Origin of the sequence: Symmachiella macrocystis (genome assembly GCF_007860075.1) — a bacterium.
Taxonomy (GTDB): Bacteria; Planctomycetota; Planctomycetia; order Planctomycetales; family Planctomycetaceae; genus Symmachiella; species Symmachiella macrocystis.
In genome coordinates this window covers 1,552,042-1,578,131 of sequence record NZ_SJPP01000001.1, presented here as the reverse complement: position 1 = coordinate 1,578,131, position 26,090 = coordinate 1,552,042, and the positions used below count along the sequence as shown (strand labels likewise).

20 protein-coding genes and 1 pseudogene are annotated in these 26,090 nt (G+C 55.4%); 9 read left to right on the top strand and 12 right to left on the bottom strand.

From position 1 onward, the window contains the following. Positions 1 to 717 precede the first annotated feature (717 nt). The 4 genes from CA54_RS06145 to CA54_RS06130 form a co-directional block, all read right to left on the bottom strand. Positions 718 to 1,227, bottom strand: a complete 510-nt coding sequence (locus CA54_RS06145; protein ID WP_146369944.1) for a hypothetical protein — start codon at positions 1,225 to 1,227, stop codon at positions 718 to 720. A gap of 195 nt (positions 1,228 to 1,422) precedes the next feature. Next, a complete protein-coding gene (locus tag CA54_RS06140; RefSeq protein WP_146369943.1) occupies positions 1,423 to 2,508 on the bottom strand; it encodes an alpha/beta hydrolase family protein in 1,086 nt (361 codons plus the stop codon). Positions 2,509 to 2,584: 76 nt separating this feature from the next. After that, on the bottom strand, positions 2,585 to 3,565 hold the full coding sequence (locus CA54_RS06135) for a threonine dehydratase (RefSeq protein WP_146369942.1): 981 nt from the start codon (positions 3,563 to 3,565) through the stop codon (positions 2,585 to 2,587). 119 nt (positions 3,566 to 3,684) lie between these two features. Further along, positions 3,685 to 3,993 (bottom strand): hypothetical protein, encoded by a 309-nt coding sequence (locus tag CA54_RS06130; protein ID WP_146369941.1) that lies wholly within the window; start codon positions 3,991 to 3,993, stop codon positions 3,685 to 3,687. Between the two features lie 327 nt (positions 3,994 to 4,320). Here CA54_RS06130 and CA54_RS06125 point away from each other — a divergent pair, with 327 nt between their 5' ends. From CA54_RS06125 to CA54_RS06110, 3 genes are all read left to right on the top strand, one after another. Next, positions 4,321 to 4,611, top strand: a complete 291-nt coding sequence (locus CA54_RS06125; RefSeq protein WP_146369940.1) for a hypothetical protein — start codon at positions 4,321 to 4,323, stop codon at positions 4,609 to 4,611. Positions 4,612 to 4,963: 352 nt separating this feature from the next. After that, the gene (locus CA54_RS29755) at positions 4,964 to 7,693 is read left to right on the top strand and encodes an FAD-dependent oxidoreductase (protein ID WP_231962984.1); all 2,730 of its coding nucleotides are present in this window, start codon (positions 4,964 to 4,966) and stop codon (positions 7,691 to 7,693) included. 94 nt (positions 7,694 to 7,787) lie between these two features. Then, the gene (locus tag CA54_RS06110; RefSeq protein ID WP_146369939.1) at positions 7,788 to 8,612 is read left to right on the top strand and encodes a hypothetical protein; all 825 of its coding nucleotides are present in this window, start codon (positions 7,788 to 7,790) and stop codon (positions 8,610 to 8,612) included. Positions 8,613 to 8,987: 375 nt separating this feature from the next. Here the strand turns inward: CA54_RS06110 and CA54_RS06105 are convergent, their stop codons facing one another. Further along, the gene (locus tag CA54_RS06105; RefSeq protein ID WP_231962983.1) at positions 8,988 to 11,348 is read right to left on the bottom strand and encodes an arylsulfatase; all 2,361 of its coding nucleotides are present in this window, start codon (positions 11,346 to 11,348) and stop codon (positions 8,988 to 8,990) included. 554 nt (positions 11,349 to 11,902) lie between these two features. Then, positions 11,903 to 12,580, bottom strand: coding sequence for a hypothetical protein (locus CA54_RS06100; RefSeq protein WP_146369937.1), 678 nt, complete (start codon positions 12,578 to 12,580; stop codon positions 11,903 to 11,905). Positions 12,581 to 12,769: 189 nt separating this feature from the next. On the opposite strand from CA54_RS06100, the gene CA54_RS06095 reads away from it, so the two are divergent. Then, on the top strand, positions 12,770 to 13,099 hold the full coding sequence (locus CA54_RS06095; protein WP_146369936.1) for a TfoX/Sxy family protein: 330 nt from the start codon (positions 12,770 to 12,772) through the stop codon (positions 13,097 to 13,099). Between the two features lie 70 nt (positions 13,100 to 13,169). Here the strand turns inward: CA54_RS06095 and CA54_RS06090 are convergent, their stop codons facing one another. Beyond that, entirely contained in the window at positions 13,170 to 13,595 is a 426-nt protein-coding gene (locus CA54_RS06090; protein ID WP_146369935.1) for a cyclic-phosphate processing receiver domain-containing protein, read from the bottom strand. A 177-nt stretch (positions 13,596 to 13,772) separates the two neighbouring features. On the opposite strand from CA54_RS06090, the gene CA54_RS06085 reads away from it, so the two are divergent. Further along, entirely contained in the window at positions 13,773 to 15,050 is a 1,278-nt protein-coding gene (locus CA54_RS06085; RefSeq protein WP_146369934.1) for an O-acetylhomoserine aminocarboxypropyltransferase/cysteine synthase family protein, read from the top strand. Positions 15,051 to 15,275: 225 nt separating this feature from the next. Here the strand turns inward: CA54_RS06085 and gltS are convergent, their stop codons facing one another. Then, positions 15,276 to 16,499, bottom strand: coding sequence for a sodium/glutamate symporter (gene gltS, locus CA54_RS06080; RefSeq protein ID WP_146369933.1), 1,224 nt, complete (start codon positions 16,497 to 16,499; stop codon positions 15,276 to 15,278). Positions 16,500 to 16,794: 295 nt separating this feature from the next. Here gltS and CA54_RS06075 point away from each other — a divergent pair, with 295 nt between their 5' ends. Further along, complete coding sequence (locus CA54_RS06075; RefSeq protein WP_146369932.1) at positions 16,795 to 17,253, top strand: hypothetical protein; 459 nt, start codon at positions 16,795 to 16,797, stop codon at positions 17,251 to 17,253. A 288-nt stretch (positions 17,254 to 17,541) separates the two neighbouring features. On the opposite strand, the pseudogene CA54_RS30165 reads toward CA54_RS06075, so the two are convergent. The 3 genes and pseudogenes from CA54_RS30165 to hrpA form a co-directional block, all read right to left on the bottom strand. Further along, positions 17,542 to 17,631 (bottom strand): annotated as a pseudogene (locus CA54_RS30165) (hypothetical protein); the annotation flags it as partial. Between the two features lie 18 nt (positions 17,632 to 17,649). Beyond that, the gene (locus CA54_RS06065) at positions 17,650 to 18,210 is read right to left on the bottom strand and encodes a prolyl hydroxylase family protein (protein WP_146369931.1); all 561 of its coding nucleotides are present in this window, start codon (positions 18,208 to 18,210) and stop codon (positions 17,650 to 17,652) included. A 242-nt stretch (positions 18,211 to 18,452) separates the two neighbouring features. Continuing rightward, positions 18,453 to 22,376 (bottom strand): ATP-dependent RNA helicase HrpA, encoded by a 3,924-nt coding sequence (gene hrpA / locus CA54_RS06060; RefSeq protein ID WP_146369930.1) that lies wholly within the window; start codon positions 22,374 to 22,376, stop codon positions 18,453 to 18,455. A gap of 182 nt (positions 22,377 to 22,558) precedes the next feature. On the opposite strand from hrpA, the gene CA54_RS06055 reads away from it, so the two are divergent. The 3 genes from CA54_RS06055 (at position 22,559) to CA54_RS06045 (ending at position 24,976) form a co-directional block, all read left to right on the top strand. Next, on the top strand, positions 22,559 to 22,825 hold the full coding sequence (locus CA54_RS06055; protein WP_146369929.1) for a MoaD/ThiS family protein: 267 nt from the start codon (positions 22,559 to 22,561) through the stop codon (positions 22,823 to 22,825). Positions 22,826 to 22,908: 83 nt separating this feature from the next. Then, on the top strand, positions 22,909 to 24,714 hold the full coding sequence (locus CA54_RS06050; RefSeq protein ID WP_146369928.1) for an aldehyde ferredoxin oxidoreductase family protein: 1,806 nt from the start codon (positions 22,909 to 22,911) through the stop codon (positions 24,712 to 24,714). Positions 24,715 to 24,766: 52 nt separating this feature from the next. Then, positions 24,767 to 24,976 (top strand): hypothetical protein, encoded by a 210-nt coding sequence (locus CA54_RS06045; RefSeq protein WP_146369927.1) that lies wholly within the window; start codon positions 24,767 to 24,769, stop codon positions 24,974 to 24,976. Between the two features lie 24 nt (positions 24,977 to 25,000). Here the strand turns inward: CA54_RS06045 and epmB are convergent, their stop codons facing one another. Beyond that, positions 25,001 to 26,026 (bottom strand): EF-P beta-lysylation protein EpmB, encoded by a 1,026-nt coding sequence (epmB, locus tag CA54_RS06040; protein WP_197532230.1) that lies wholly within the window; start codon positions 26,024 to 26,026, stop codon positions 25,001 to 25,003. Positions 26,027 to 26,090 lie beyond the last annotated feature (64 nt).

Here is a 26,090-nt window from a genome sequence, read left to right as displayed (position 1 = left end):
TCGGTACGACGAATACCAGAACGCTGCCCCCCCTCAGTCAAACGGGTGAGAATACGGAGCTGGAATCCGGTATGAATATCTTAGCATGTAAAAGGGGGCCGGTGACAGCAGTTGTATCGGATGTGGTGGCTTAGCTTATCGTTGGCCGGTAGGTCGGTCTCCGTTCTTACGCCGAAGCCTGCCGAATGATCTACATTTGACACGTTTTTGCCGCGATTGATTGCTCTGATCAGCAGGGCTTTTGCATTGCCCAACGGTTGGCTGGTAATGTCAGCCCCTTGCAACCAAGAGCGGACTGCTCGGTTGTTTGAGCCAATGCAGCACCAATGTTGAGATCATGGCCTCGTGAAATAGAACAACAGCGGCCAATTAACGACGGATGCAATCAATAACACCGCGGCCACTAACTCGCGCTTGTGATCTCCATGATTATTGTCCGATCGACTCCCACGCCATGCGAAGCACAGAGCAACCGGCGAGCCGAAAATCGCCGCCATTTCGCAGGTGATCCAAAAAACATGGAGAGCCTCAGAATGCCGACCGCGACAAATGACCGTAATCAGCACATTCAGAGCGAGCGCAATCCAAAGTCCCGTGATTGCTATTGTCAAAAATCGATTTGCCACATTCGATTGCGCTGATTTCATTATGGTCATGCTCAGCCCCAAATTGTCCATCACAGGTGCGGCTATCGAATACCAGGAATTCGCCGCCCGCCTACCAAAGTTTCGTCCGCAACACCTTCAACACCGGGCTTTGCTCGAAGTCAAGAAACGAGGGGATTTCTTCCGGGGTATTGCTTGCAGTGGTATTTTCTGAGGTGTCGCTTTGCACTTTGGAGGCCCGTTCCAGCAAGGAACGGATGTGCGACACTGGATACACAATCGTGATTTCGTCCATCGCAATTGCCGTCAGTGGGATCGCTTTTCCAAAATCCTCATTCCCTACCGCCAAGGCATCCGGGACACCGTCAACCGACACGCGGGCAACGACTTCTTCCAAGAAATCATTGAAGTCCTGGACCGATCCGCGCCCACCGGCACGTCCCTCCTTGAATTCAAAGATCCGTGCATTGACCAGCATACAGGTCTCCGCCAGACCGACGTTCATTGTTGCGTTGTACCGTCCCACGAATCCATTTCCATTGCGCAACGAACCGGCGACCGGTAGGTATTCAGCGGCATTGGCTTCCGTGCCGATCAATTTCAAGAAGTCATTTCGATGCATCGTGTACCTCGTGAATTGGGCCGTTATCGATCGTGAAGTGCAGCGGCGCTTCTCGACCCGACGATACGACAGCGACAAGATGGGAGAAAATGAAAAAATGAATGTCTGCCCGCATAGAGCGGACTTTATCAGTATCCAAACTCGTTCCCGGGAACGCAAGTTGCGATCTATAGAATCAGGCCGCCGTCTGTAAGCTCATCGTTGCAGATGCCGGTCGAAAAACTCGTAGGCCACCTGCCGCGCTGCGGGCGGGAAGTCGTGCGCACTGTCGGGATAGTTCGCTTGGAGATTGCCCGCCGCTCCAAGCAATTTGTAAATCGGTCGGGCAGCGGCGATACTTTCCTTGACGCCGGAGACTTCGAAATTGCTGTCACGCACCGGGGCACTGGCCAAAAACGGCCGCGGGGCAAACAGGGCTATGATTTCAGGGAAGTCAAACGGCACTTTGTCCGGGTCGTTTCCGTAATCGTTATTGATTGCCGGCATATAACGCGGACTCGTCCAGCCAACTAGTTTGCCGTCGTAATACTTGTGAAACCGGGTGAAGCCGCAGTTGGAGACGAGGCACTTGATCCGCTCATCGAACGCGGCGGTGAACATCGTGTTGTGTCCCCCCAGTGAATGCCCAATGCAACCGATCCGCTCTCCATCAACTTCGTCTAAATCTTGCAGCAAATCGATCGCGCGCATGTTATCCCAGATCGCCTTCATCGTTCCGCTACGAAAGCCGGTCTTTTTACGATCGAAGTCATATTCGTATTCACCGAACGAAGGATAATCGGGAGCCAAAGTCACGTAGCCCAGTTGCGCAAGATACAGCGCGTAGTGCAGGTTTGGCTTGCCTTCGAGGCCCGCTGGTTCACGTTTGCCAGGACGGGTTGTCTGATGCAAACACAACACCGCCGGCGTTTTTGCGCCTTCGGTTTTCGGCAAGAACAGATAAGCCCGCACACGCGTCGTTTTCTCGGTGTCATAAGCAATCTTGCACCGCACAAGGCCATCTTCGAGGACTGTTTCTTCCAGCACCTCAACATTGAGCGGAACACGTTTTTCGTCCCCCGGCACCGGTCCCATCACGGTTTGCATAGCTGCCAAAATCTGCCGACGACGGATCGCCCAATCGTCCGGCGTGCGAATGGGATGTCGTTTCCCTTCCGCATCGAGGTAGTAAGAAAGGTCCTGGTGTCCGGGATATTTCGGTAGTGGATCGGCTGCATCGGACACCGTCGCGAGCAGGCCGCCGAAGCTTACGACGGTGAAAATAGCGTGAAGCGGTCTCATAATTTCAAGCACTCGTTTTGGAGTTGATGGATGTGCCGACAGACTTCATGTGCGGGAAACTAACGCACGACATTGCTCATCCTACGTCGCCCAAACCACCCGATGCAAGAATCGCGGGGAGTTCCCGTAGGTCAAGATTGCCTCCCGAGAGTACGCCCACGACGGTTTGTTGTGAGAGTTGTTCGCGAAGTTTCCAAGCAGCAGCTAATGTAGCGGCACCGGCGCCTTCAGCGAGGTTGTGTGTCTGCCGCAGGATCTCAAAAGCGGCTTGCCGCAATTCCTCTTCGCTGACCAACACCACATCATCCATCAGTTGCCGCATGATCTCGAGGGTCATTGTGGCGGGGACGCGCGTAGCCATTCCCTCGGCCCAGGTCTCGGCTGAGGGAGCGGATTGAATCGTGCCCGACTGCCAGGAGTTTGCAACCGCCGCCGCCCGTTCGGATTGGACGCCGATGACTTTCGTGGCTGGCCGCAGATGTTTGGCAACAATAGCCGTTCCGCATACGCCGCTTCCCAGTCCGATCGGCACAAAAATAACATCCGGTGCGGGCAGTGTTTCAAAAATCTCGTGCGCCATCGTCCCCACACCGGCGATTAACAGCGGTTCATTCGCCGAATGCACGTAGCGATAGCCTTCTACTTTTGCTAACCGTTCCGTTTCCTCGCGAGCCTCATCAAAATCACGGCCATGTTCGATCACGGTCGCGCCCCGTTGCCGCATCGCGCGCACCTTGTCCGGATTATTACGTGCCGGAACGACAATCGTGCAAGGAACGTCATGCCGCTGCGCGGCGAATGCCAACGACTGACCGTGATTGCCGGTCGAACTGCCGACAATGCCCGCTTGTCGTTCCGCAGCGGACAATTGACTGACGAGGTTGACCCCACCGCGAACCTTAAAAGCGCCGACCGGCTGATGGTTTTCGTGTTTCAGAAAAAAACGTAGCCCCAACAATTGCGATAACCCCGGCCACTCCAAGAGCGGGGTAGGGGAGAGGTCCTTCCGGATGCGGGGCACAGCGGCGAGCACGTCGTCATAGGTGACCGGTAGCATGGCAGGGCGATCTTTGGATCCAGTGGAAGCAGTGCGGCAAGTGATGGCAACGCACACTCTACCCGATTCCCGGCACGGTCGTCAAAATCGCGCGGCGTCAATCAGCGAACCGACACCAGTCACAAACTGCTCGGTTTATTGCGTAGGTTTTCGTGGGCAAACTGGATGCGGCGTTCGTGATTCCAGCCTTGGCGAATGCCGTAGACCACACTGCCCAGGACGATCGAGGCGACTGTTGCGACTTTTCGGGGGAGTTGATAGTAGGAAAGATCGGCGTGCAATTGGTGTTGGCCGATAAACTCGCCGAATTTGTCGCCCTCGAACATCAATTCGATTCCGTGTAGATCCTTGCTCCACTGGTAGTCAAAGGGGCCGTATTCTTTGCCGCGATGCAACACCCAAAACGCGGTCTCTTCAAAGCGCAACACAATGCACCTCGCGGAGTCGCACGGCTTGTTTTTGCTCGCATAGCGGACATTTCATAATAGCGGCCCGTCGTTTTTAGACAGATGGATGTTTGATTAAGGAGATATGTGATACCAAATTTCCCCCACGCGCGGGAACACCAAACGTTTGCCATCGACAGCCGGGTGGTGCTTATCTTAAAACGACCGGTTGGACGAGACGAGCGAATTTTTGTAACCTGATAGACCAATGACCGGCCTGGATCGGGAATGGGCGAACAAGTTCCAGCGTTGCTCGTTTTCGGTGCATCGTCCGAATGTCCCCCAATGAAAAATGATGGACGCGGCAGAATGGCAAAAAAGCGCGCAGCAGGCTCTTCCGGAATTGCGATTGGCACCCTCGTGCGGGTCAAAGAGGGCGTCACGTCTCCCGACATGCCCGACTTCCCCTTGGCGGGCTGGACCGGCGCAATCGCCGAGGTCGCCAAGAAAAAACCGCCCCGCAAATACATGGTCGAATGGGACCAAAAAACCCTCGACAGAATGCCGGCCGAGTATCTGCAATTCTGCGAACAAAAACAGTTGTACCACCTGATGATTTGCTTGGCTGAGGACGAGATCGAACCGGCCGAGGCGGGGTGAACGGCCTTCGCAATAGCCGCTCGCCTAAAAATAGTTCGGGGCGGGCGCAGCCCGCAGGAACCCGCAATTGCCGCGCAGATTTGATTGAGGACTTTGCGAAACACTGCACGCGTTAATCGCGGCTTCTTGTGCCTGCGGCACACCGATTGCCTTTTGCAATCGCTGCCACCCGGTTCCGTTGTGAGTGATGCTCCTGCACCCGCAGATTGCCAGACTCACAAATTGCTGTTATTACGCCTTCACGGTTCGCGATTGCCAATCCAAACGCGTATCATGAGATATTGCCAACTGCGCTGACCGTACGATAACACCGCCGCGCGCGGTCGCTACTTTGTTTCAAGGATTCTCGACTATGTTCCGAAGTTTACTCGCAACTCTGATCTGCCTACTCTCCGCCACCTCAGTCCACGCCGCCAAACCCGACGTCGTCGTTATCGGCGGCACGCCGGGGGGGATCACAGCGGCGATTGCTGCCGGGAGGGCAGGGCGAAACGTGACGCTTGTTGAATACCACGACCACGTCGGTGGCATGATGACCGGTGGGCTGGGCAAGAGCGACATCGAACACCGTGAGATGGTCGGCGGAATCTTCACCGAATACATTGCGCGCGTTCGCGAACACTACGTTCGCACCTACGGCCGCGATCATGAAAACGTAAAAAAATGTCGCGACGGTTATTACTATGAGCCTTCGGTCGCCGAAGACGTGCTCGATGAGATGTTGCGCGAAGTCCCCACGATCACCGTGCTTAAAGGCTGGCGGCTCAAGTCGGCGACCGTCACCAACAACCGCCTGGTCGCTGTCGAAATCGTGAATCGCAAATCGGATGAATCGCGAACGCTCTCAGCAAAGGTCTTCATCGATGCGACCTACGAAGGCGACCTGTATGCTGCTGCCGGGGCAAAGTTCCGCATCGGCCGCGAATCGCGCGAGGAATTCAATGAGCCGCATGCAGGGGTGATTTATTTTGACTACCAAAACAAAACCATCCTGCCCGGCACGACCGGCGAGGCGGACGATCGGCTGCCCGCCTACACCTATCGCCTCTGCTTAACGACCGATCCGGCCAACGTCCATCCGCTCACCGAGCCGCCGGCCGACTATGACCGCACAAACTATCTGGGCTACTTCGACGACCTCAAAGCGGGACGGTTGGACGCACCGAAATCGTATAAACCGGGCCGCGGTTACAATCCGGCGCACTTCGGCACGCTGGTACGGGCGCTATCGGTCACGGAGATTCCCAACAATAAATCCGACGTGAACATCAATCCCCGCCCGTTGGGATTTCCCTTTCCCGAAGAAAATGCGGGCTATGTAGAAGGCGACGAAGAAACCCGCCAGCGGATCCGTGCGCGGCACCGCAATTTGGCATTGGGCCTTTTGTGGTTTTTGCAAAACGACGACGAAGTCCCGGCCGCTCATCGCAAATTGGCTAACCAACTGCATCTGGCGCAGGATGAATTCGCGGACAACGGGCATTTCCCGTTTCAGCTTTACGTCCGTGAAGCTCGGCGGTTGATCGGTGAGTACACGCTGACCGAACATGACATCACCGGCGACGGCCAAGACAACACGCCGCGTCATCACGACGACAGCATCGCTGTCGGTGAGTTTCCCATCGATAGTTTCCCCTGCCGCAAACGACAACCGGGAGACACGATCGTGCTCGAAGGTTATCTCGGCATGCTGGATCACATCACGCGGCCGTATGAAATTCCTTACCGCATAATGATTCCCAAAACGATCGACGGTTTGATTGTGCCGGTCGCTGCTTCGACGACGCACGTCGGGTTTTCGTCGATTCGCATGGAACCCACCTGGATGGCGCTCGGCCAAGCCGCCGGCGCCGCCGCTGACCTTGCCGTCGAGAAAAACGTCGCACCCCGCGCTGTTCCCATCGGACAACTGCAAGATCGCTTGGCGCAACGAGGCCAAGTCCTACGGCACAGCACTGCCACGGCGCCGCACCCCAAAGACAATCCGCTCTCACCGGTGATGCTCAAAGCCGATTGGGTGCCGGACGATCCGCACACGATCGATTTCGCCAAACTACCCCGCATCAAAAGCCAGCACACCGTGGTCAATGACGTGCGCAAATCGAAAGGAGTCAATCAACACAACTACCTGGTGCATCACGGCGGCAAGTATTGGGCGATGTGGAGTGACGGACCGGGTGTCGAAGACCGTGTCGGGCAGCGGGTGAAATTCGCCACTAGTCCCGACGGATTGAAATGGAGCGCGCCAAAATTCCTCACACCAATCCCACCCAACTCCGGTCCCGATTCAGAGCATTACAACACACGGACCACTAAGGGGTGGCGGTGGATTTCGCGCGGGTTCTGGCAGCGCGACGGCGAATTATTAGCGCTGGCCTCGCTGGATGAAGCCGCTGGGTTCTTCGGACCGGGGCTGGAACTACACGCCTTTCGCCTGAATCCTGCTGACGAAACCTGGGAGGACCAGGGGGTCATTTATGACAATGCGATCAATAACTTCCCGCCCCAAAAAATCCCCACCGGCCAATGGATGATGTCACGACGCCCGTACAATTACAAAAAAGCGGGCGTGCAGTTTCTCGTCGGCGGCGTGGAAGGCATCGACCAATGGGAGTCGTTTCCGGTGCTCGGTTCGAGTAGCGAACTGTCGGCGGAGGAACCGTTTTGGTGGCAATTGCCCGACGGCAATTTGATGGCACTGTTCCGCGACAACCGCCGCAGCGGATTTTTGTACCGTTCGTTTTCAGTCGACAACGGCCGGACCTGGAGCAGGCCGACCAAGACCGATTTCCCCGACGCCACCTCCAAGATCAACGGTCTGCGCCTTAAAGATGGCCGCTACGTCCTGGTCTCCAACGCCAACCCCAAAAAACGCGACCCGCTGGTCCTCTCGATCAGCGACGACGGCCTGGTCTTCACCCGCATGGGCTACCTGATCGGCGGCCGCCGCATCGACTACCCCCACGTGATCGAGCACGAGGGGCATCTACTGGTGGCATTTTCGGGCGGGAAGCAGAGCGTAGAGGTGTTGAAGATTCGGCTGGAGGACCTTGATGGGTTTGTGAATGGGGGTGCCGAATGATAATTGGCTTGCGGGGAAATCAGAATTCAGACTGCGATGCAAAGTGTTATTGAATTTCGTCCCGAGGAGCGGCTTGCCGTTCTAGGGCGTGATCGTGAAGGCGGCGAACTTTGGGTTGTTAATCTGCAGAAATGCCTTTTTCGCAAAGTGCGTTGCGCGGGCGGCGCCCACAACCTTCGCTTCCCTGAACCCACAATGTAGAATGTTTGGTGGCCCTCAATCATCGATCACCGGCTACGTCCTCAATTCACTCTATAAGAGATTCAGTTTGAGCGAAAGAAGTATAGACGAAAACAGAAACGATAACCCAATGAACGAGTTAAATGATCTGAAGAGAAGTGGGAGTTTGAGGCGTTTTTTGGCCGGAAGCGTCTTAATCGCAATGGTGCTGTTCGTTGTCTTCGGCATCGTTTTGCTGCGACCGAAGATCGATGAACTTCCGTTCGCATCGGAGACGTGGGTGGCCTGGGATCCCAACGATGTCCCCCGGCGCGATGCGAAGGCATTTACCATTCCTCAGAGAATGATTAATGACTTGGTTTCAAATCACCTTGTGGGCAAAAATAGGCAACAGATTGAAGCGATTCTGGGAGAGTCGCCGACGTGGAGTGAGGAAAGACGCCATTCCACATTCAACAACGTGTTGTCTTCGGATGGCACCTATTATGTCCGAAACGGCGAGGGACATTATGGAGATGAATATGAGTGGGACTTGATTTACGATATTGGTGCGTATTATCCACCGGAAGGGTTAGAATCATTCGGCGTAGATAGTGATATGGTTGACGAGCAATTGGTGATTCGACTCGACGCAAATGGGAGATTCGAAAGTTGGTATGTTATTGGCTCACCGGAATGGCCAAGTCGGTTAAGCAAAGAGGCTGCGAAGTGGTTTCGGCAGACACGGCGTGATCAATAGGTAATTATTGACGAAAACGCACGGTCCAAAGTGCCGTAGGGCAGCCTCCCGCCCATAGTTTCTTCGCACATCAACATTTCGATCACCAATAGCCCCCTCCGCGCTGCTCTGTGTCCTCTGCGGTGAGAATAGCCGACCGAAAGACATATGACGCAGCGACGCGCATCGAAGGCGAGTGGTCGGCGTTTGCGTGTCGGGGGGGGTGTCGGATGCAAGAGCATTGCAGCGCTGTTTTTGTGAGGAGGATCAATCGTCCTGCCTCGGAAGGTGCATCGCGATGCACTCGACGCTTGCTCGCAAACGGATGCCGCAAACCATCACACGACCGGGACACGGTGCCCCAGCCGTGTGAATAGCGGTTTTTGGCACGTGACTTCACTTCAGCGTGATTGTCACCTTGTCAATCTTGCCCGTGAACTTGCTGCCGGAGCGGTCGTACTCTTCCGACACAGGCGTTTCCATGTCGATGCCCACCCCAGCTGATTCGTCCGCTGAAAAGACAGAGAACTCCGTTTTGGGGATTTTAGTCGACGCGACTGACTTACCGTTTACGTAGAGGGTGGCTGTGCCGCCTGCTCCTGGTTTCTTTCCACCCTTATAGGCAAAGTCCATTTTTACGGTGGATTTACCGTTGGGTAGTTTGGTCTTGCCAGCGGCGACAGAATGCTCAAGGCCCAGATAGTTGTAGGTGTATCTTGGAATGCCGTCTTTGACATGCAGTGACCAACCGCCGAAGCGACCACCTTGAGCGACAATGACTCCGTTGACCGGTTTGTCTCCGCTATCAACCTCGGCAACGATTTCAAACGACGTGTTCTTGACGTTGATGAAATCATTTTCGAGCAATCCGTCCATCCCTTCGTACAACGTTAGTTCTTTGCGACCAAACATCAGGTCTGGGCGGCCGGCCAGTTTGGGGTTGAATAGTTCCTGTCGGCGGTCGTCCAGTGGCAGCACTTTGTACTTAACCGCTTCACCGAGAAATACTTGTTGCAGCTTGGCGAGGATGTCGGGATGCTGCTTGGCTAGATCCGTTGACATGCTGAAGTCTTCGGCGACGTGGTAGAGTTCCCATGTATCTTCCGGGAACCGGTTTTCGGGATTTGCCCAAGGCTTGACGTGAACCGTGCCGGCAAACCAGCCATCGAAGTAGATGCCACGGTTACCGAACATCTCGAAGTACTGGGTCGTATGTTGACTTGGCGCATTTGGATAGTCCCAAGTGTAGGCCATACTGGTTCCTTCGATCGGCCGCTGCGGCACGCCGTTCACGATTCGCGGTTGAGGCAATCCAGCCGCTTCAAGAATGGTGGGTGCGATGTCGATCACGTGGTGCCACTGCGAGCGGATCTCGCCTTTCGCTTTAATACGTTCCGGCCAATGCACCACCATCGCGTTGCGCGTGCCGCCATAATTGGACGCGACTTGCTTGGTCCACGTAAACGGCGAATCGAATGCGACCGCCCAACCGGCCGCCATATGCGGGTAGGTGGATGGATCACCCCAGTTGTCATAGTGCTTCAGCATCACGTCAATGTCCGAACCTTGCGGTTCAGCATTGAAGTACGTCATCTCATTGTACAGCCCAGTCATCCCGCCTTCGGCGCTGGTACCGTTGTCGCCTGCGATATAGAAGATCAACGTGTTGTCAAGTTCGCCCATATCTTCGATCGCCTGGATGACGCGACCCGTTTCGTAGTCGGTCATGTCCAGGAACGCGGAGAAGACTTCGGCCTGACGGGCGTAGAGTTTTTTCTCTTTGTCTGAGAGCTCGGACCAGTCCTTGATATCATCGGGCTTTTTGGCAAGCTTCGTATCGGCTGGGATGACCCCCAGTTTTTTCTGTTGCTCAAAGATCCGTTCACGGATCACGTCCCAACCTTCATCGAAGCGTCCCTTCTGTTTGTCGATATACGATTTTGGCACGTGATGTGGTGCATGCACCGCCCCTGGAGCGAAGTAAACAAAGAACGGCTTATCGGGTGTGAGTGCCTGTTGGAAACGCATCCACTCAATGGATTTCGTTGCCATGTCGTTCATGAAATGGTAGTCGGGATCGTCCGGCGTCTCCACGCGATTCAGATTGTGATAGACCGCCGGCGACCATTGATTGGTTTCACCTCCCATGAATCCGTAGAACTCATCGAAACCGACAAAGTTGGGCCAGCGCGTAAATGGTCCTGAAGGACTGATTTCCCAAACGGCTGTTTCATGGTGCTTGCCATATGCCGCTGTGCTGTAGCCGTTGAGCCTGAGCGTCTCAGCGACTGTGGCGATGTCGTTCGGCAACATACCTGTTGCGCCTGGAAAAGAAGTCGCGACTTCCGTGATCTTGGCCTGGTTGCACGAATGGTGATTGCGACCGGTGATCAAGGCTTGCCGCGTCGGCGAGCAAAGCGCCGTGGTGTGGAACTGGTTATACAACAGCCCGTTCCTGGCGAGCTTGTCGAAGTGCGGTGTTGGCAAGACGCTTCCCGTCGCGCCCGTGCCGCCGAAGCCAAGGTCATCAAGCAGGATGATCACAACATTCGGAGCATCCTTGGGCGCTTTGACTTCGAAAACTGGCGGCGCCTTAGCATCCCGTGCATCAAGCGTTGTGATGGGGGGATACCACGGTCCCTTGAGAGGAAGTTCGGTACGGTCGACCTGAGCCTTTTGGGCCATGGCGACCGTGGCACTCAGGACGGAGAGCATCAGCAAAGTAAACGCCCCAAGGAACACATTTCGTCTTTTCATTGTCATCTCCAAGCGTTTTTAAATGTACACAGGTCTATTCAACAGCAGCCGAGTTGGAATGATGAATTCTGCCGCCATGAACTTGCCAGACAAAAGCGCTTACAGCATCAATGAAGGGAGGCCAGTCAGCCGTGCTCTTTACGTTTGCTAGAACCAGTTTCTAAACCCGGTTGCATTGGTTCTCGAAACGTTTGGATCGGTGTCAGTGCGACGCGTCAGATGGTTTTGAAACTACTTGTAGAAATGGGACCAGATCTTCACGCGTCAAAGTCTTCCGGAACTTCGAATGCCGCATTAGACGAGCGACCATGCGCGCAGGGTGAGAGAGATCCGCCAGGAGTTTTATGCTAACCAGGACATCGCTGGCTCGCAATGATAAAATGTCCCGTATTCAGAGAATATTTAACACCCTGAGGGCGTATTTTGAAAATTTGTTTTTCGCCCTGGTCTTTCGGCCTAGCGGGAGGACCAAACTTCTACTGAGCCGCTGTTCGTCTGGGGAACATCATTCGCCCAACCTGGAAAGGTACTTCGCGACGCATCCTCCGCTCTGCTCAGAGTTGTTCTTTGGCTTCGTCCCAGAAGGCGAGGGCGCCGGCGGAGAAGTCGCTCAAGAATTCTGGTCCATAGTCTTTGCCCGGAATCACCTCCACGCCGACACGCTCTTCCCAAAACGGCTTCGCTTGGCGCCGCACTTGTTCGACGTCGGCGGGATACAACTTCGCTTCCTCGGTGCTATGCAGGCGATCTTTGTGGCCCAGTACCCAGGCTGTAAAATCACGGAATAGTTTTTTGACTTTGCGTCGATCGGAAAACCGCGTCTTCAAGTCTTCCCACGTCCCATCGAGCAGCGGCCCGGCACAGAACTCTTCCAGTCGCTGCAATTCCACAGGATGCGCATCGGCCATCGCCCAGTGCTGGCCTAGCACATAAGCGCGTCCGGTGGATCCACCATGCCGGGCCTCAGGTTCATTCTTCAGACGCCGCAACCGTTCGATGGCGTCGTCTTTGTCGGGTAGTTCGGGCATCGGCTGCTCCTTGTTTGCGTGTCCTGAGAGCCAGGCTTCAAATGCTTCGGACGCCACCGCTGACCAATTCACCCGCTCCCCGGCAGCTTTCATGCGCGCCTTGAGCTGGCGAGGAATCGTAATCGTGGTCCGGTCATAGGCTGACGGCTCTGCTTGACGATCCGTGCGGCTCCGCGGCCGCGTTTGTCGAGATTTACGTGGCATGATTTCCCTCCAGTTGGATAATATGCATTGATGCATAATTAGTCAATACCGGAAAGTGTGGCAGCTGGTCATCCACTGCTCATTGTTTGTTGTTTAAAAAACCGCTTCCCCACTAAAATAGCACGTGAGACCCACCTTCCATCGAAGCTGGTGCATGACGAAATTTGGATTCGGCGGAGAGCGTTAGAAATGGCCTATGACGAACAACTTGCCGAGCGGGTGCGGCCGTTGATGCGGCGGCGCAAGGGGTTTTCGGAAAAGAAGATGTTCGGCGGCGTGGGGTTTATGCTGTCCGGCAATATGTGTGTCGGCGTGTGGAAAGAATTTTTAATTCTGCGTCTGGGGGTGGAGAATTACGAAACGGCATTGAGCGATCCCGACACACGCGAATTCGACATCACCGGCCGGGCCATGCGAGGTTGGGTCATGGTCGAACCGGCCGGCGTTGAACTGGAGGCGGATCTGATCGATTGGATCGGCCAAGCGGTGAAATTTGTGCGGACTTTGCCTGCGAAATAAAAACCTCGCGCAAAGAAGCGGAGACGCAAAGAAAAATCGAATAGCCAGTTTATTGCGACACGTTAACAAACTAGGCATCCAACGGGCGGCGCAAGATTTCCTTGACGAGATATCGCCAATCTTCTTCAATCCAATTGTCTCCCCAAGGGACAGCGCGGATCACCTCCCAGCCTTCGATTTCCAATGCGCCGGTCATGTAAACCGCCCGTGGGGAATTGGTCGTGTGAATGATCACCGGGCAGCATGGCGGTTGCTCAACGAGAAAGTTTGCGACATCGAGCCCATCTCCCGGATCAATATCGGATTCGGTATACAAATCGTGGTCCAATGAAATAAATGCCACATTGTGCAATTCAGCTGGCGCTTCAGTGATCATGCTATGCGCAGTCTCCCAGACTATTAACCGCAGGGCAGAATTGAGTTTCGCAAGTACCTTGCGAAAACGAACAACGCGTTCTTCCTCGTCTTCAAGCATTAATACGCGATCAACAGTCATAGCAGTACCTTGCGTAGAGCAGCAGGGTCGACAAGGAAAGATCGGTCCAGCGCCCCGTTGTTGTCGCCAACAAAAAATCCAGCTAACATGGCCGGTGTCGCTGCGGCCGAAAGTCGTCGCCGACAGACCGCACCTCAATTTGCATTCTAATCCCCCAACGATCACGAGACCACCACCATGAATATCGAAACCCAATGCCTGCACGCCGGAACCGAGCCTGATCCGACAACGATGTCTCGCGGGGTGCCGGTGCATCGCACGAGTTCTTATGTGTTTCGCGATACCGAACACGCAGCTGACTTGTTTGCGCTGCGTGAGTTGGGGAATGTTTATTCGCGGATCATGAATCCCACGCATGACGTGCTCGAAAAGCGGGTGGCGGAGCTCGAAGGGGGCGTCGCCGGGCTGGCGGTCGCTTCGGGGACGAGCGCGATTTTTTACAGCGTAATCAACATCTGCGGCATGGGCGATGAAATTGTGGCCGCCAACAATCTGTACGGCGGAACGTTCACACAGTTCAACGACATCCTGCCGCAATTCGGCATCAACACCAACTTTGTCGATGCCCGCGATCCGGAAAATTTTCGTGGAGCGATCACCGACAAAACCAAGCTGCTGTTTTGTGAAACGATCGGGAATCCCGGACTGGATGTGACGGACATCGAAGCCATCAGCCGCATCGCTCACGACCACGGGTTGCCGCTGATTGTGGACGGAACGTTTTCAACGCCGGCCTTGCAACGTCCCTTGCAGCAGGGGGCGGACATTGTGGTACACTCGCTGACCAAGTGGCTGGGCGGTCACGGAACGGGGATCGGCGGCATCGTGGTGGATGGTGGCAAGTTCGATTGGGCGTCGGGAAAATTTCCGCTGATGTCCGAGCCCGATGCCAGTTATCACAACATCCGCTGGGCCACCGACCTAGGCGATCTGACGCCGATGGCCTATCTGCTGCGGATGCGGGTCGTGCCGCTGCGGAACCTAGGCGCCTGTATTTCCCCAGATAACGCTTGGATGTTTCTGCAGGGCATCGAAACGTTGCCGCTGCGGATGGAACGTCACTGCGAAAACGCCGTAGCAGTCGCCAGCCATCTATCGCATCACGACTCCGTCGAATGGGTAACATATCCCGGCTTGGAGTCGAATCCAAATTACGAGAAGGTGCAACGCTTGCTGGGCGGCAAGGGCGGGGCAATGGTCGTGTTCGGCATCAAAGGGGGCGGGGCCGCGGGGACAAAGTTCATCGAAAGCCTCAAAATGTTCTCACACCTCGCCAACGTCGGCGACGCCAAAAGCTTGGCGATCCACCCAGCAACCACCACGCATTCGCAACTCACGGAAGACCAACAACGCGCAGCCGGCATCACCCCGGAAATGGTGCGACTGTCGGTCGGGATCGAGCATATCAATGATATTCTGGCAGATCTGGACCAAGCGCTAGCGGCGGCGAGTTAGCATGCTCATTCCGCGTTCCCAAGCTCCACTTAGTTGGCGGTCCAGAGCGATGTGCTCTGGGCTGACTAAAATTGGCTTGAGGACTTTTGGACGAGTTGCCGGCAATCCACAGACCTCTGCGATTGCGCCGCCCCGAAAAAAACTTTCGGAGCGGTGGGTGCTCGATTTTTATTGCGTGTCGAGTCTCTCTACGGGATCCGTTTGAGCAACTTTTTTAGCAGGAGTTCAACCTGCGGCATTTCGAAAAAGCGGCGTTGCTAGAAAGCCCTGAATAATTACGGCGTTAGCGATGTCTAGAAAGAATGCTCCGACAAGCGGCACCACCAGAAATGCTTTTTGGGAAGCCCCATATTTTTCGGTGACCGCATGCATGTTGGCAATCCCGACCGGTGTCGCCCCCAAGCCAAGTCCGGAAAAACCGGCGGCGATCACGGCAGCATCATAGTCCCGGCCCATCGCTGGAAAAACGACGTACAAGGCAAACAGGACCATGACCGCGATTTGCGTTAGCAGAATGATCAACAAGTAACCAAACGCACCTTGCAAGCTCCACAATTGTAGGCTCATCAAGCTCATCGCCAAAAAGAGCTGCAAACTCACATCGCTACAGAGGCTGATCGAAGCTTTGTGTAAATCAATCTTCAGGACATCGAGACAGTTTGTAATCACGATACCCACAAACATTGCAGTTAGAAATCCAGGAAGCGGGATTTCACTGCGTTGTGTGTACCATTCATTGACAGCGGCCCCAGCGGCAATGCAAATCGCCAGTGCGAAGATCGAGTCGAGCATCCCATTCAGAGTCACGGGCCCGGGATCGCTCGTTTCATCCGGTCCGGGAACGAACGCCTGATTCTTGATTTCTCCGGACAGATTGTGCCCACTCATAAGTCGCCGAGCGATCGGTCCCCCAATGAGACCACCGGCGATCAATCCGAACGTGGCACTGGCCATCCCCAACTCCAACGCTCCAGGAAGGCCTTGTTCAGCGGCAAGTTGGCCGTAGGAAATAGCGGAGCCGTGACCGCCCGCGAATGCAATACTGCCCGAAATCAATCCATACGCGGGATGTTGCCCAAAGCTCATCGCCACAGCAATGCCTGCCACGTCTTGTAAAATCAAAAATCCTATTGAGCAGACGACCAGCAATGCCAAGGCCTTTCCGCCCGCGAGCAAGGTGCGAAACTTTGCCGACAATCCAATCGTGCTAAAGAAAACCAACAACAGCGTATCTCTCAGAGTCAAATCAAATGTTATCTGATGATTTGACATCGAGAAGACAATTGCGACCACGACAGAACACAGTATGCCCCCACTGACCGCCTCAGGGATATTGAATTCCCGCAAAAACCGGATGTGCGAGGTCGCAAATCGACCTGCATAAAGCACAATCACGGCAACAATAATTGTCCATGAACTATCGAGGTTGACGATTATGGGCTCGTCCATGTGGAATCCAGTCGATGCTGCACCGACGGGCCTTTCTTCAGCCAAGCAACGGGAACAATAGTCCCTGATGCCGTAGTCTTAACGCTTGTTTTCAAAATGAATGACTTGTTGAAAAGGTCTCGTTCCCGTTTAGGAAATAGGCATGTTGGAAACAATTCCCTTGACAACGTGTCGCGCGAAGTATGACATGGATCTGAGAGACGAACAATGGTAAATAATCCAGAAACATCTCTTGCGGCTGCTCGACTCTGAAATGAACATTGGGAACAATTCACGCGCAAGAGCGTCGCACTGAATGATGACCCGCCATATGATCGACATGACATTCAACACGATTTGCACCAACTGTGGGGAGGTCGGTACGTCAGGCTGCGAGACTTTTCACTTTCCAGGCATCTCAAACCACAACGTCAACAGCCCCGCGTACTGTTACTACTGTCCGATCTGCGGACTGCAAGTTCGCATTCATCAGAAGATCGATGGCCAAGTTCTGGAGCACATCCAAAAACCGCCGCAATCTGCCATTAGCTTTGTTGATCCGTACTACCACACGGTCGCGGATCGGCTCTACGCATTTTTTGATCCAGCACGGAAGTACTCTGTGATTTCAATTCCCCAGCTAGATTTGGAGTGCCCGCGTCACAAAAAACCAATGCTGCTCTCGGCAAACTGGCTGGCCCAGCCGCCACTTGATTGCCAACACTGTGGTGGCATCAGATTCGTCGTCCCCTTCGACGATCCACCCAACATGTGATAGAGCGGAAGAGCGAACTGTTGCATGGGAACCGTGGTCCGCATAATGCGTCGCGTTATCCCTCGTTCCCAAGCTCCCGCTTGGGAACGCATCTTCGCGAAGCTCCGCTTCGCTGGCGGAATTACACAATAGCGTTTCCAAGTTTCGTGTGCGATGCCGAAGCGGAGCTTCGGCGAATGAGGTTCCCAAGCGGAGTTTGGGAACCAGGAAAAGAATCCCATTGATCACTTCCAACGTACCAGCGCGGCTCAGCAGGATCTTCGCCCTCCCGTTACGCGTGAACTGTCATTACGCCCGTACCTTCACCCCTTGTTTATCCAGTCGTTGCAGCGAGATGGTGATCCTGGTGCTGAGTTCTTGGACGAACAATAAAACGCGGAGTTCTTCGAGGCTCGGCTAATTGTCTCCGCCATACATCACATCCGTGCGTAGCACGTATTTCTTCCCTTTCACAACAACAGATCCTTCATGTAGCTGTGGATGATGAAACACGAGGGCTAATCCCGTTTCAGGTTTTACACAGATCGATTCTGGTTCAAAGAATCTCGTTTCACCGCCATCAAAGTCGTCGTTCAAATAGACTAAGAACGTAAACTCGCTGCGTTGTCCATTGGTGCGGGCAAAATAACCGTCAAAATGCGGTTTGAACGTTTGTCCAACTTCATAGCGGTAGAACCGAAACCTTTCGTTGAATCCGACAGGCTTACGATAGGACCAAGTCGGTACCAAATACTGTTCTGCACGCGTCCAGAGGTCCTCCGCTAGCGCAACATCATCAACCATCACACGACTGTTATTTCGGACGTCCTTCCGCATTTCGAATCCTGACGACGTGGTGATCGGAGCATCTTCGAACCCTCGGATTTCACTCATACGGATGAGTTCTTTACTTTCAGAGTGCGAAAGAAAATTCTGAATCACAAAAACAGAGTCACCGAGTAATTGCACTTTTTGCATCTCAATCACCTAGTTAGGTCGTCATCCCAATTTATAAGGGAGCCTAAAATTAAGTACCACAGAAAACGTTAATTCCTTAGCCGTAGGCATGGGATGCGAACTCATACGCCCATTAGGGCACACGCATTAGCAGTGCGATCCGGCCAATCGTATCCGGCTACCTTCCGAATACCATTGAGACGAATCTGACGGGCACTAGGTTCGTCGAATGCCGTAGTTTTTTGCAATTTTCTCCTACAGCCTTAGGCCCGGACCTTCGCCCCTTGCTTATCCAACCGCTGTGGCGAGATCGTGATGCTGGTGCCGAGTTCTTGGACGAACAATGAGATGCGGAGTTCTTCGAGCATCCAGCGGTATTGGATCAGTTCTGGGTCGTACACGCCGCGCTGGTGATGTTCGGCGGCGCGGGTGCGGTAGGCGTTCCAGCGGGGTTGAATGACGGCGTGTTGCTCTTTGTCACGCGGGGCGCCGCCCTGGGCGAGTTTGTGGAGTCTACGACGAATGCCTTCGAAATAGCGCGGGTGTTGTTGCAGCCAATTCCACGGGGTGCGCGTCAAAAAACCGGCTGTGGTCAATTCTTGCAGTTGCAATCGCATGTCCGCAACGGCCGCATCCCACCCCTTGCCGGCGGCCGATTCCACGGCGACCAAGGCCTGTTGATAGGCGGTGAGCATCGGTTCCAACAGGCCCGCAACTTCCTGCACGGCGCGGCCGATTCGCTGATTGCCGGTGTGGCGTTGCTGTTCGAATTCTTCAGCCGAACGGGGAATCGCGTTGGTCGGTAAAAAAGCCCGGTCAGTGAGCAATTCGGCGATGCACTGCCGGAATATCGCAGAATCCGGCAGCGTTGCCGCATTGAGCAAAATGCGATCGATGTTCGGCAGCCAATCGGCCTGTGCTTTTAATTCGCGGCGCTCCGCTAGATAAAACAACCGCCGCAATCCGCCACGGGTTTCGAAGGTCGCCTTGAGCGGACAATCCAACAACCGTAGATTCACTGCTGCGCCGGTATCGATCAGTGCGGGATACCCTTTGAGCGCTAAACCCCCGTGCTGAATGTCGACCCGTTTGGGAAGCTCGCCGAAGTCCCACGTGACAATGCCGTCGCGGTTCCAAGTGGGATCGTCGATGGCGGAGAAATTCGCGGCCGCAGCGGCCCCTAGGCTCTTACGGATTTTCGTCAGGTCCCGCCCCTCGCCAAGCGCTTCGCCTTCGGAGTCGATCACGCGGACGTTCATCCGCAGATGATTGGGCAATTGCACCTGTTGAAACTCCGATGCGGCACAACGGGTGCCGGCGATCTCCGCCAACTTGTCTGCCACCGCCGTTGCGAATTCTCCTTCACCAAAGCTAATTTCCGCCGCCACCTTGCGGGCTGTCTCGGCCAAGGGATTCAAACTTCGCCGCGAGGATTTGGGCAGCGATTTGATCAGCGCCAGGATCTTCTCTTCAATCAATCCCGGCACAAGCCATTCCAATCGGTGCGGCTGCAATTGATTCAGACCGGCCTGCGGAATCGTCAACGTCACACCATCTTCGTCGCTGCCCGGCTCGAGATGGTACTCGAGCGGCAATTGCATTTTGTCGATAGTGATCGCATCGGGGAAATCGGTATCCGTAACAGCTTCGGAATGGTCGACCAACAGATCCGCTTGCGTCATGTGCAAGATGTTTGGCGTGGTCTGCTCAACTTTACGGAGCCACTTCCGCAGTCGTGCTCCATCATAGGCGTGCGGGGGAATGCGGCTGTCGTAAAATTCGTAGCGGGCTTCCTCGCCCAAAAAAAAATCACGGCGGCGCGACTTGGCGGCCATCTCTTCGAGTTGTTCGATGAGTTGCTGATTGTGCGCGAAAAACTTGACTGGGGTCTGCCAGTCGCCTTCGACCAGTCCATGTTGAATAAACATCTCCCGCGCCACCGGAGCATTGACGCTGCCATAGGGAATCCGCCGGCGCGGAATGATCGGCAGGCCAAAGAGCGTCACTTTTTCATACGCCATCACCGATCCGGTTTCGGGGACCCAATGCGGTTCACTGTGCGTGCGGACGACAAGGTGACCAGCCAGCGGTTCGATCCAATTCGGATTGATGCGGGCCACAACGCGGGCGTAGCGCCGTGTGGTTTCGACCAACTCAGCGGCGACAACCCACTTTGGTTTTTTCTCAAACGTCGCCGACCCGGGCCACAGGTTTAGCTTTTGTCCGCCGGCGCCGGTGTATTCATAGGTGTCGGTCCGGTTCGCGATCCCAGATAATAATCCGGTCAGCAGGGAGCGATGAATGGCATCGTAATCGTCGCGACGCGGCTGTTGTTTGAGTTTATTCTGCTCGACGATTTGCAACAGTTGCCGGTGAATCTCCTGCCATTCCCGCATGCGGTTGTAGGAGAGAAAATTTTGCTGGCAAGCCTTACGCAACCGATTCCGCGAAAGGTCATGTTTGAGACCTTCGTAGAAATCCCACAGTTTCAAGTAGCCCAGAAAGTCCGATTCTTCGTGAACAAATTGTTCATGGCAGGTGTCGGCCGCCTGTTGTTTGTCGACCGGGCGTTCGCGGGGGTCTTGCAGTTCCAATGCAGCGGCGATGATCAGAACTTCCCGCAAACAGTTTTCTTCGTGAGCGGCCAAGACCATCCGCCCCACGCGGGGATCGACGGGCAGACGGCTCAGTTTGCGGCCGATGTCGGTCAGTTGATCGCGGTCGTCAATCGCACCCAACTCAAACAGCGTGCTATAGCCTTCGCGAATGGCAATGGGTTTGGGCGGATCGAGAAACGGGTACTCTTCAATGGCGCCCAGTTTCAGCGACAACGTTTGCAAAATGACGGCTGCTAAGTTGGTGCGTTGAATCTCCGGCGAGGTGAATTCATCGCGCGTCAGGTAATCTTGCTCACTGTAGAGACGAATACAAATCCCCGGTCCCAAACGGCCGCAACGGCCTTTGCGCTGGTCGGCCGACGCGCGGGAAATCGGTTCGATCGGCAGACGTTGAACCTTGGACCGTGCGGAATACCGGCTGATCCGCGCGGTCCCCGCATCGATCACGGAACGAATCCCCGGCACGGTCAGCGAAGACTCTGCGACATTGGTCGCGATCACAATACGGCGATGGTTGTGCGACTGAAACACGCGGTTCTGCTCAGCAGTCGATAAGCGACCGTAGAGCGGAAGGATCTCGGTCCCTTTCCCCATGCGGCTGCCGGCGATTTGTCGCCCGCGGAGAGCCTGTGCCGTTTCGCGGATGTCGCGTTCGGTCGGCATGAAGATCAACACGTCGCCATCATCTTCGGCGGTTAGCTCTTCGACCGCATTCAGCACGCCTCGCTGCAGATCGGCCTCTTCGCTGTCATTGTCTCCTTCGAGCGGGCGATAACGAACTTCGACGGGATAGGTCCGTCCCGAAACTTCGATCACCGGCGCCGGTCTCGTCGCCGTGGCAAAATGTTCGCTGAACCGCTGGGCATCGATCGTGGCCGACGTGATGATCAACCGCAGTTCCGGCCGTTTGGGTAACAGGCGTTTGACGAAGCCCAGCAGAAAATCGATGTTCAACGACCGTTCGTGTGCTTCGTCGATGATGATCGTGTCGTACTGATTAAGAAACGTGTCCCCCTGCGATTCGGCCAACAAGATCCCGTCGGTCATCAGTTTGACATACGTGCGGGGACTGGTCGCATCGGTGAAGCGAATTTTAAAGCCCACCGACTGGCCGACTGTGCTGCCCAATTCTTCGGCGACGCGGGCGGCGACAGAACGGGCGGCGATGCGCCGCGGCTGGGTATGCCCGATCATGCCATCGATACCGCGTCCCATGTCGAGGCAGATTTTAGGCAATTGCGTCGATTTACCCGATCCGGTCTCGCCGCTGACAACCACAACTTGATGGTTGGCAATCGCATCGGCGATTTCCTGCCGCTTAGCGAAGATCGGCAGTTCTTCATCAAAAGTCACCGTCGGACGGCCTGCGAGCCGCGATTTCCTCAGCTGGACGCTCTGCTGGACTTCGTCCGCCAGCCGGGCTAGGTTTTTATCAAACGGCTGTTTGCGCTGTTGGGCTTGGCGAATGGACCGTGCGCGACGGCGCAAGCGATGCCGATCCGCCGCCAGGGCATGCTGGATTTGCCGTTCAAGAGCGGCCAGTGAAGGTTCGAGGGGAGCGGAGGACATCGAATCGATTTTTGCAAAAAACGGGGCCGTTGACGTGCGATATGTTAGCGAAGCAGCGCAAGGTAAACAATCAGATCCCGTGGTGGAATTGCAAAGCGGCCGCACAACCGATAGGACAGATGGTGTGGCAATCGTTGTCGACACGTAACAGCCGAGATTGGTTCGGGAGGTAGGGGGATGGTATGCCGATTCATGTGGAGTTATTCGGAATTCCGCGACAACGCGCCGGTGTGAAGGAATTGAACGTCACGGCCGGTGATTTGCGATCGCTGTTATTGGCCGTCGGTCGCGAACTTCCGCAATTACTCGATGTGTGTCTGGAGCGTGATGGTCGCCTCAAATCGGGCTATCTAGCAAACATCAACGGCCGCGCCTTCGTCACTGCCGCCGAAACCCCACTAACCGACGGCGACAACGTCCTCATCCTCTCCGCCGACGCAGGGGGGTAGGATTCGTGGTGATTTCAATCTGTGGCCAAGAGTTCTAATAAAAATCGCGGAATGCCTCACGGAATCGCGTAAAACGAGAAATCATGTCTTCTACCCCGCCCGGTTATCATGGTCGCTTTTTGCGTGTGGATTTGTCCGCGCGTACGGCGGTTGCGGTGCCGATTTCGGGGGAGGTTTTACGGCGGTTTGTGGGGGGGAGTGGGCTGGGGACTTGGATTTTGCTGCAGGAGAGCCGTGATGGGTTCGACCCGCTCGCAGCCGAGGCGCCGTTGTTATTTGTGTTCAGCCCGCTGGTGGGGAGTCCGCTGACGACGTCGGCTAAGTTTGTGGTGATGGGCAAGTCGCCGCTCACACAGCGGATCAACGATTCGCTCTCTTCATCGCACTTTGCAATCGCTGGAAAAAAAACCGGTTACGACGCTCTGGTGATTGTGGGTGCGGCCGAGGAACCAACTTGTTTAGTGATTGAGCCGGAGAGTGTGCGTTACGAGCCTGCTCAGGCGGCGTGGGGCCTAAGCAGTAGCGCTGCTTCAGAAACTTTGAGCCAACAACTTGGTCAGGGATTTCGATTTGCTGCGATCGGACCGGCCGGTGAAAACCTGGTGCGGTATGCCACGATTTCACATGACGGTCGGCACGCGGGACGCGGCGGCATGGGGGCCGTGATGGGGGCCAAGAATCTCAAGGCGGTTGCGGTGCGCGGTGATCGGCTCACTCCGTTTCATGATGCGGAAGGGCTGGTTGCGCTGAGTAAAACGCTGTCGAAAAAATCATTCGGCCCGGCGACAGCCAAGTACCGCGAATTGGGGACAGCGGGGAACTTGTTAGCGTTCAACCGGTTGGCGGTGTTACCGACGCGAAACTTTCAGACCTCTACTTTCGAGGGCGCAGCCACACTGGCGCCGGAGGCAATGGCGGTCTCGCACGAACGAACCCGCGCGTCGTGTGCCGCTTGCACGATCGGTTGTGAGCACATTTATCATCGCCACGACAACCAGGCCGGCGTGCGGATGGAATATGAAAACCTTTTCGCCTTAGGACCGCTGTGCGGCATCGCCGACCCCGAAGCGGTGCTGGCTGCGTCGGCATTGTGTGATGAACTCGGCATGGACACGATCAGCGCAGGCGCTACGATCGCTTTTGCCATGGAGTGCGCGGAGCGCGGTTTCTTAAAGGCTGCAGATCTGCGCTTTGGAAATAGCGCCGCCGTATTGTCGATGCTTAAGCAAATCGGAGCCCGGCAAGACTTGGGAGATTTGTTGGCGGAAGGGTCGCGAATTGCAGCGGCGCGGATCGGACAAAATACCTCGGATTTCGCGCCGCACGTCAAAGGACTTGAGTTGCCCGGTTATGAACCACGGGCACTGCAAACCATGGCTTTGGGATTTGCCGTCGGGACGCGTGGTGCAGATCATAATCGTTCGGGCGCCTATGAAGTCGATTTCAGCGCGCAGTATGACCGACTACATGCCGGTCCGGAGGTTGTCGCCCCGGCGATTGAAACCGAAGACCGAGCTGCACTGATGGATTCTTTGATCCTCTGTAAATTTCTGCGGGGCGTTCTCGTTGATTATCATGAGGAGTTGGCCGAGATGTTGAATTTGATCACCGGATTCGGTGTCACAGCTGCTGAACTGCGGACGACGGCGCAGCGGATTGTGACGGCCAAGAAGTTGTACAACATCAGGCAAGGCTGGACGCCCGCCGAAGATACACTGCCCGCGCGGTTTTTAAGTGACCCGCTTCCGGAGGATTCCGGCCCGAGCGGCGGTGCGAATTTATCACCGACACAGTTGAGTGAATTGGTAGCGGCGTATAATCTGGGGCGTGGATGGGATCGCGACGGCTGGATTCCTGCTTCACGACTGCAGGAGTTAGAAGCGGAGTAGGTCCTCTTTAATCACGCGCGAGAGCGCAAGGCCTGTGGGAGGCGCTCGAAAAATGTCGCTCAGTTTCTTCGTGGGAGATTTGGCCATCTGGATCTTTGCCGGCGGTTTTGCGCTGTTGGCGGTTGTGCTCGTCGTGTATCAGATTTTAAATCCATCCCGCGAGCTGGAAAAACAAAAATGCCCCGGCTGCAGCCGGGCGATTGCACGCATCGCCGATTTCTGTCCCGACTGCGGCAAACCATGGCCCTTCGGAAAGACGTGAGCGAGGTTGTCTGGGCGAAGCCAATTACAAAGGCGTCTTGTGCAATTCACCGGCGATTTCGCGCACGAATTGTGGTACCGCATAACCGGGCAGTCGTTTGCGCAATTCCTCAATGATGCCGCCCCCGGTTTGTTCCGGAACTTCAAAGTGAGCCGCGCCGCTCACCCGGTCGAGTTGGTGTAGGTAATACGGAATGACTCCCAAATTGACTAGACGTTCGCACAGCTCGGCTTGGGACTCGGTCGTATCGTTGATGTCCCTGAGTAGTACGGCTTGATTCAGCACCGTCACGCCGCCGCGCACCAATTCTCGCAGCGCGGCTGCGCAGTCGCCTTGCAACTCGTGGGCATGATTCGCGTGCATGACAACAATCGGCGTCAACCGCATTGTGGTGAGCATTTCCAACAACGTGTCCGTGACACGTTGCGGCAGCACGATCGGCAGGCGGGTGTGAATCCGCAAGCGACGCAAATGCTCAATGCGATCCAACCGCTCGATAAACATGGCCAGCCGCGCATCGGTCAGCATCAGCGGATCGCCGCCGCTGAGGATGATTTCGTGCAGAGAAGAATCGGCCGCGATATCAGCGAATGCCGGTTCCCAATCCTCCATCGTCCGTGGTTCTTCGCCGTAAGGAAATTCGCGGCGGAAGCAGTACCGGCAATGTACCGCACAGGCGCCGGTGGTGATCAACAGTGCCCGGCCGGTATATTTTTGCAACAGCCCGGGCGAGCGATGTGCCTGAGCATCCCCGACCGCGTCGGCAGAAAATCCATCGACGACCGCTTCCTCGTTCGCCAACGGCAGGACTTGCAACAACAGCGGATCGCGGGGATTGCCCGGTTCGATCCGCGCCAGGTAATCACGCGGGACCAGCAGGGGAAATAACCCTGCGGCTCGGCGAGCCGGTTCGCGATATACGTCACCCAGTCCTAGCAGGTCGATCAGTTCATCGGGATCACGCACGGCAGCGGCCAACGCGCGATGCCAATTCGCTGTATCTTCTTGTGGTGAAAGTGTTTGACGCGTGGTGGCGTGAGGAGTTGGCACGGGGAGTCACCTTGTGGGAAAACGCCCAAGGTTATGAAAATCCAGGAGGGTCAAGTCGCTGCAG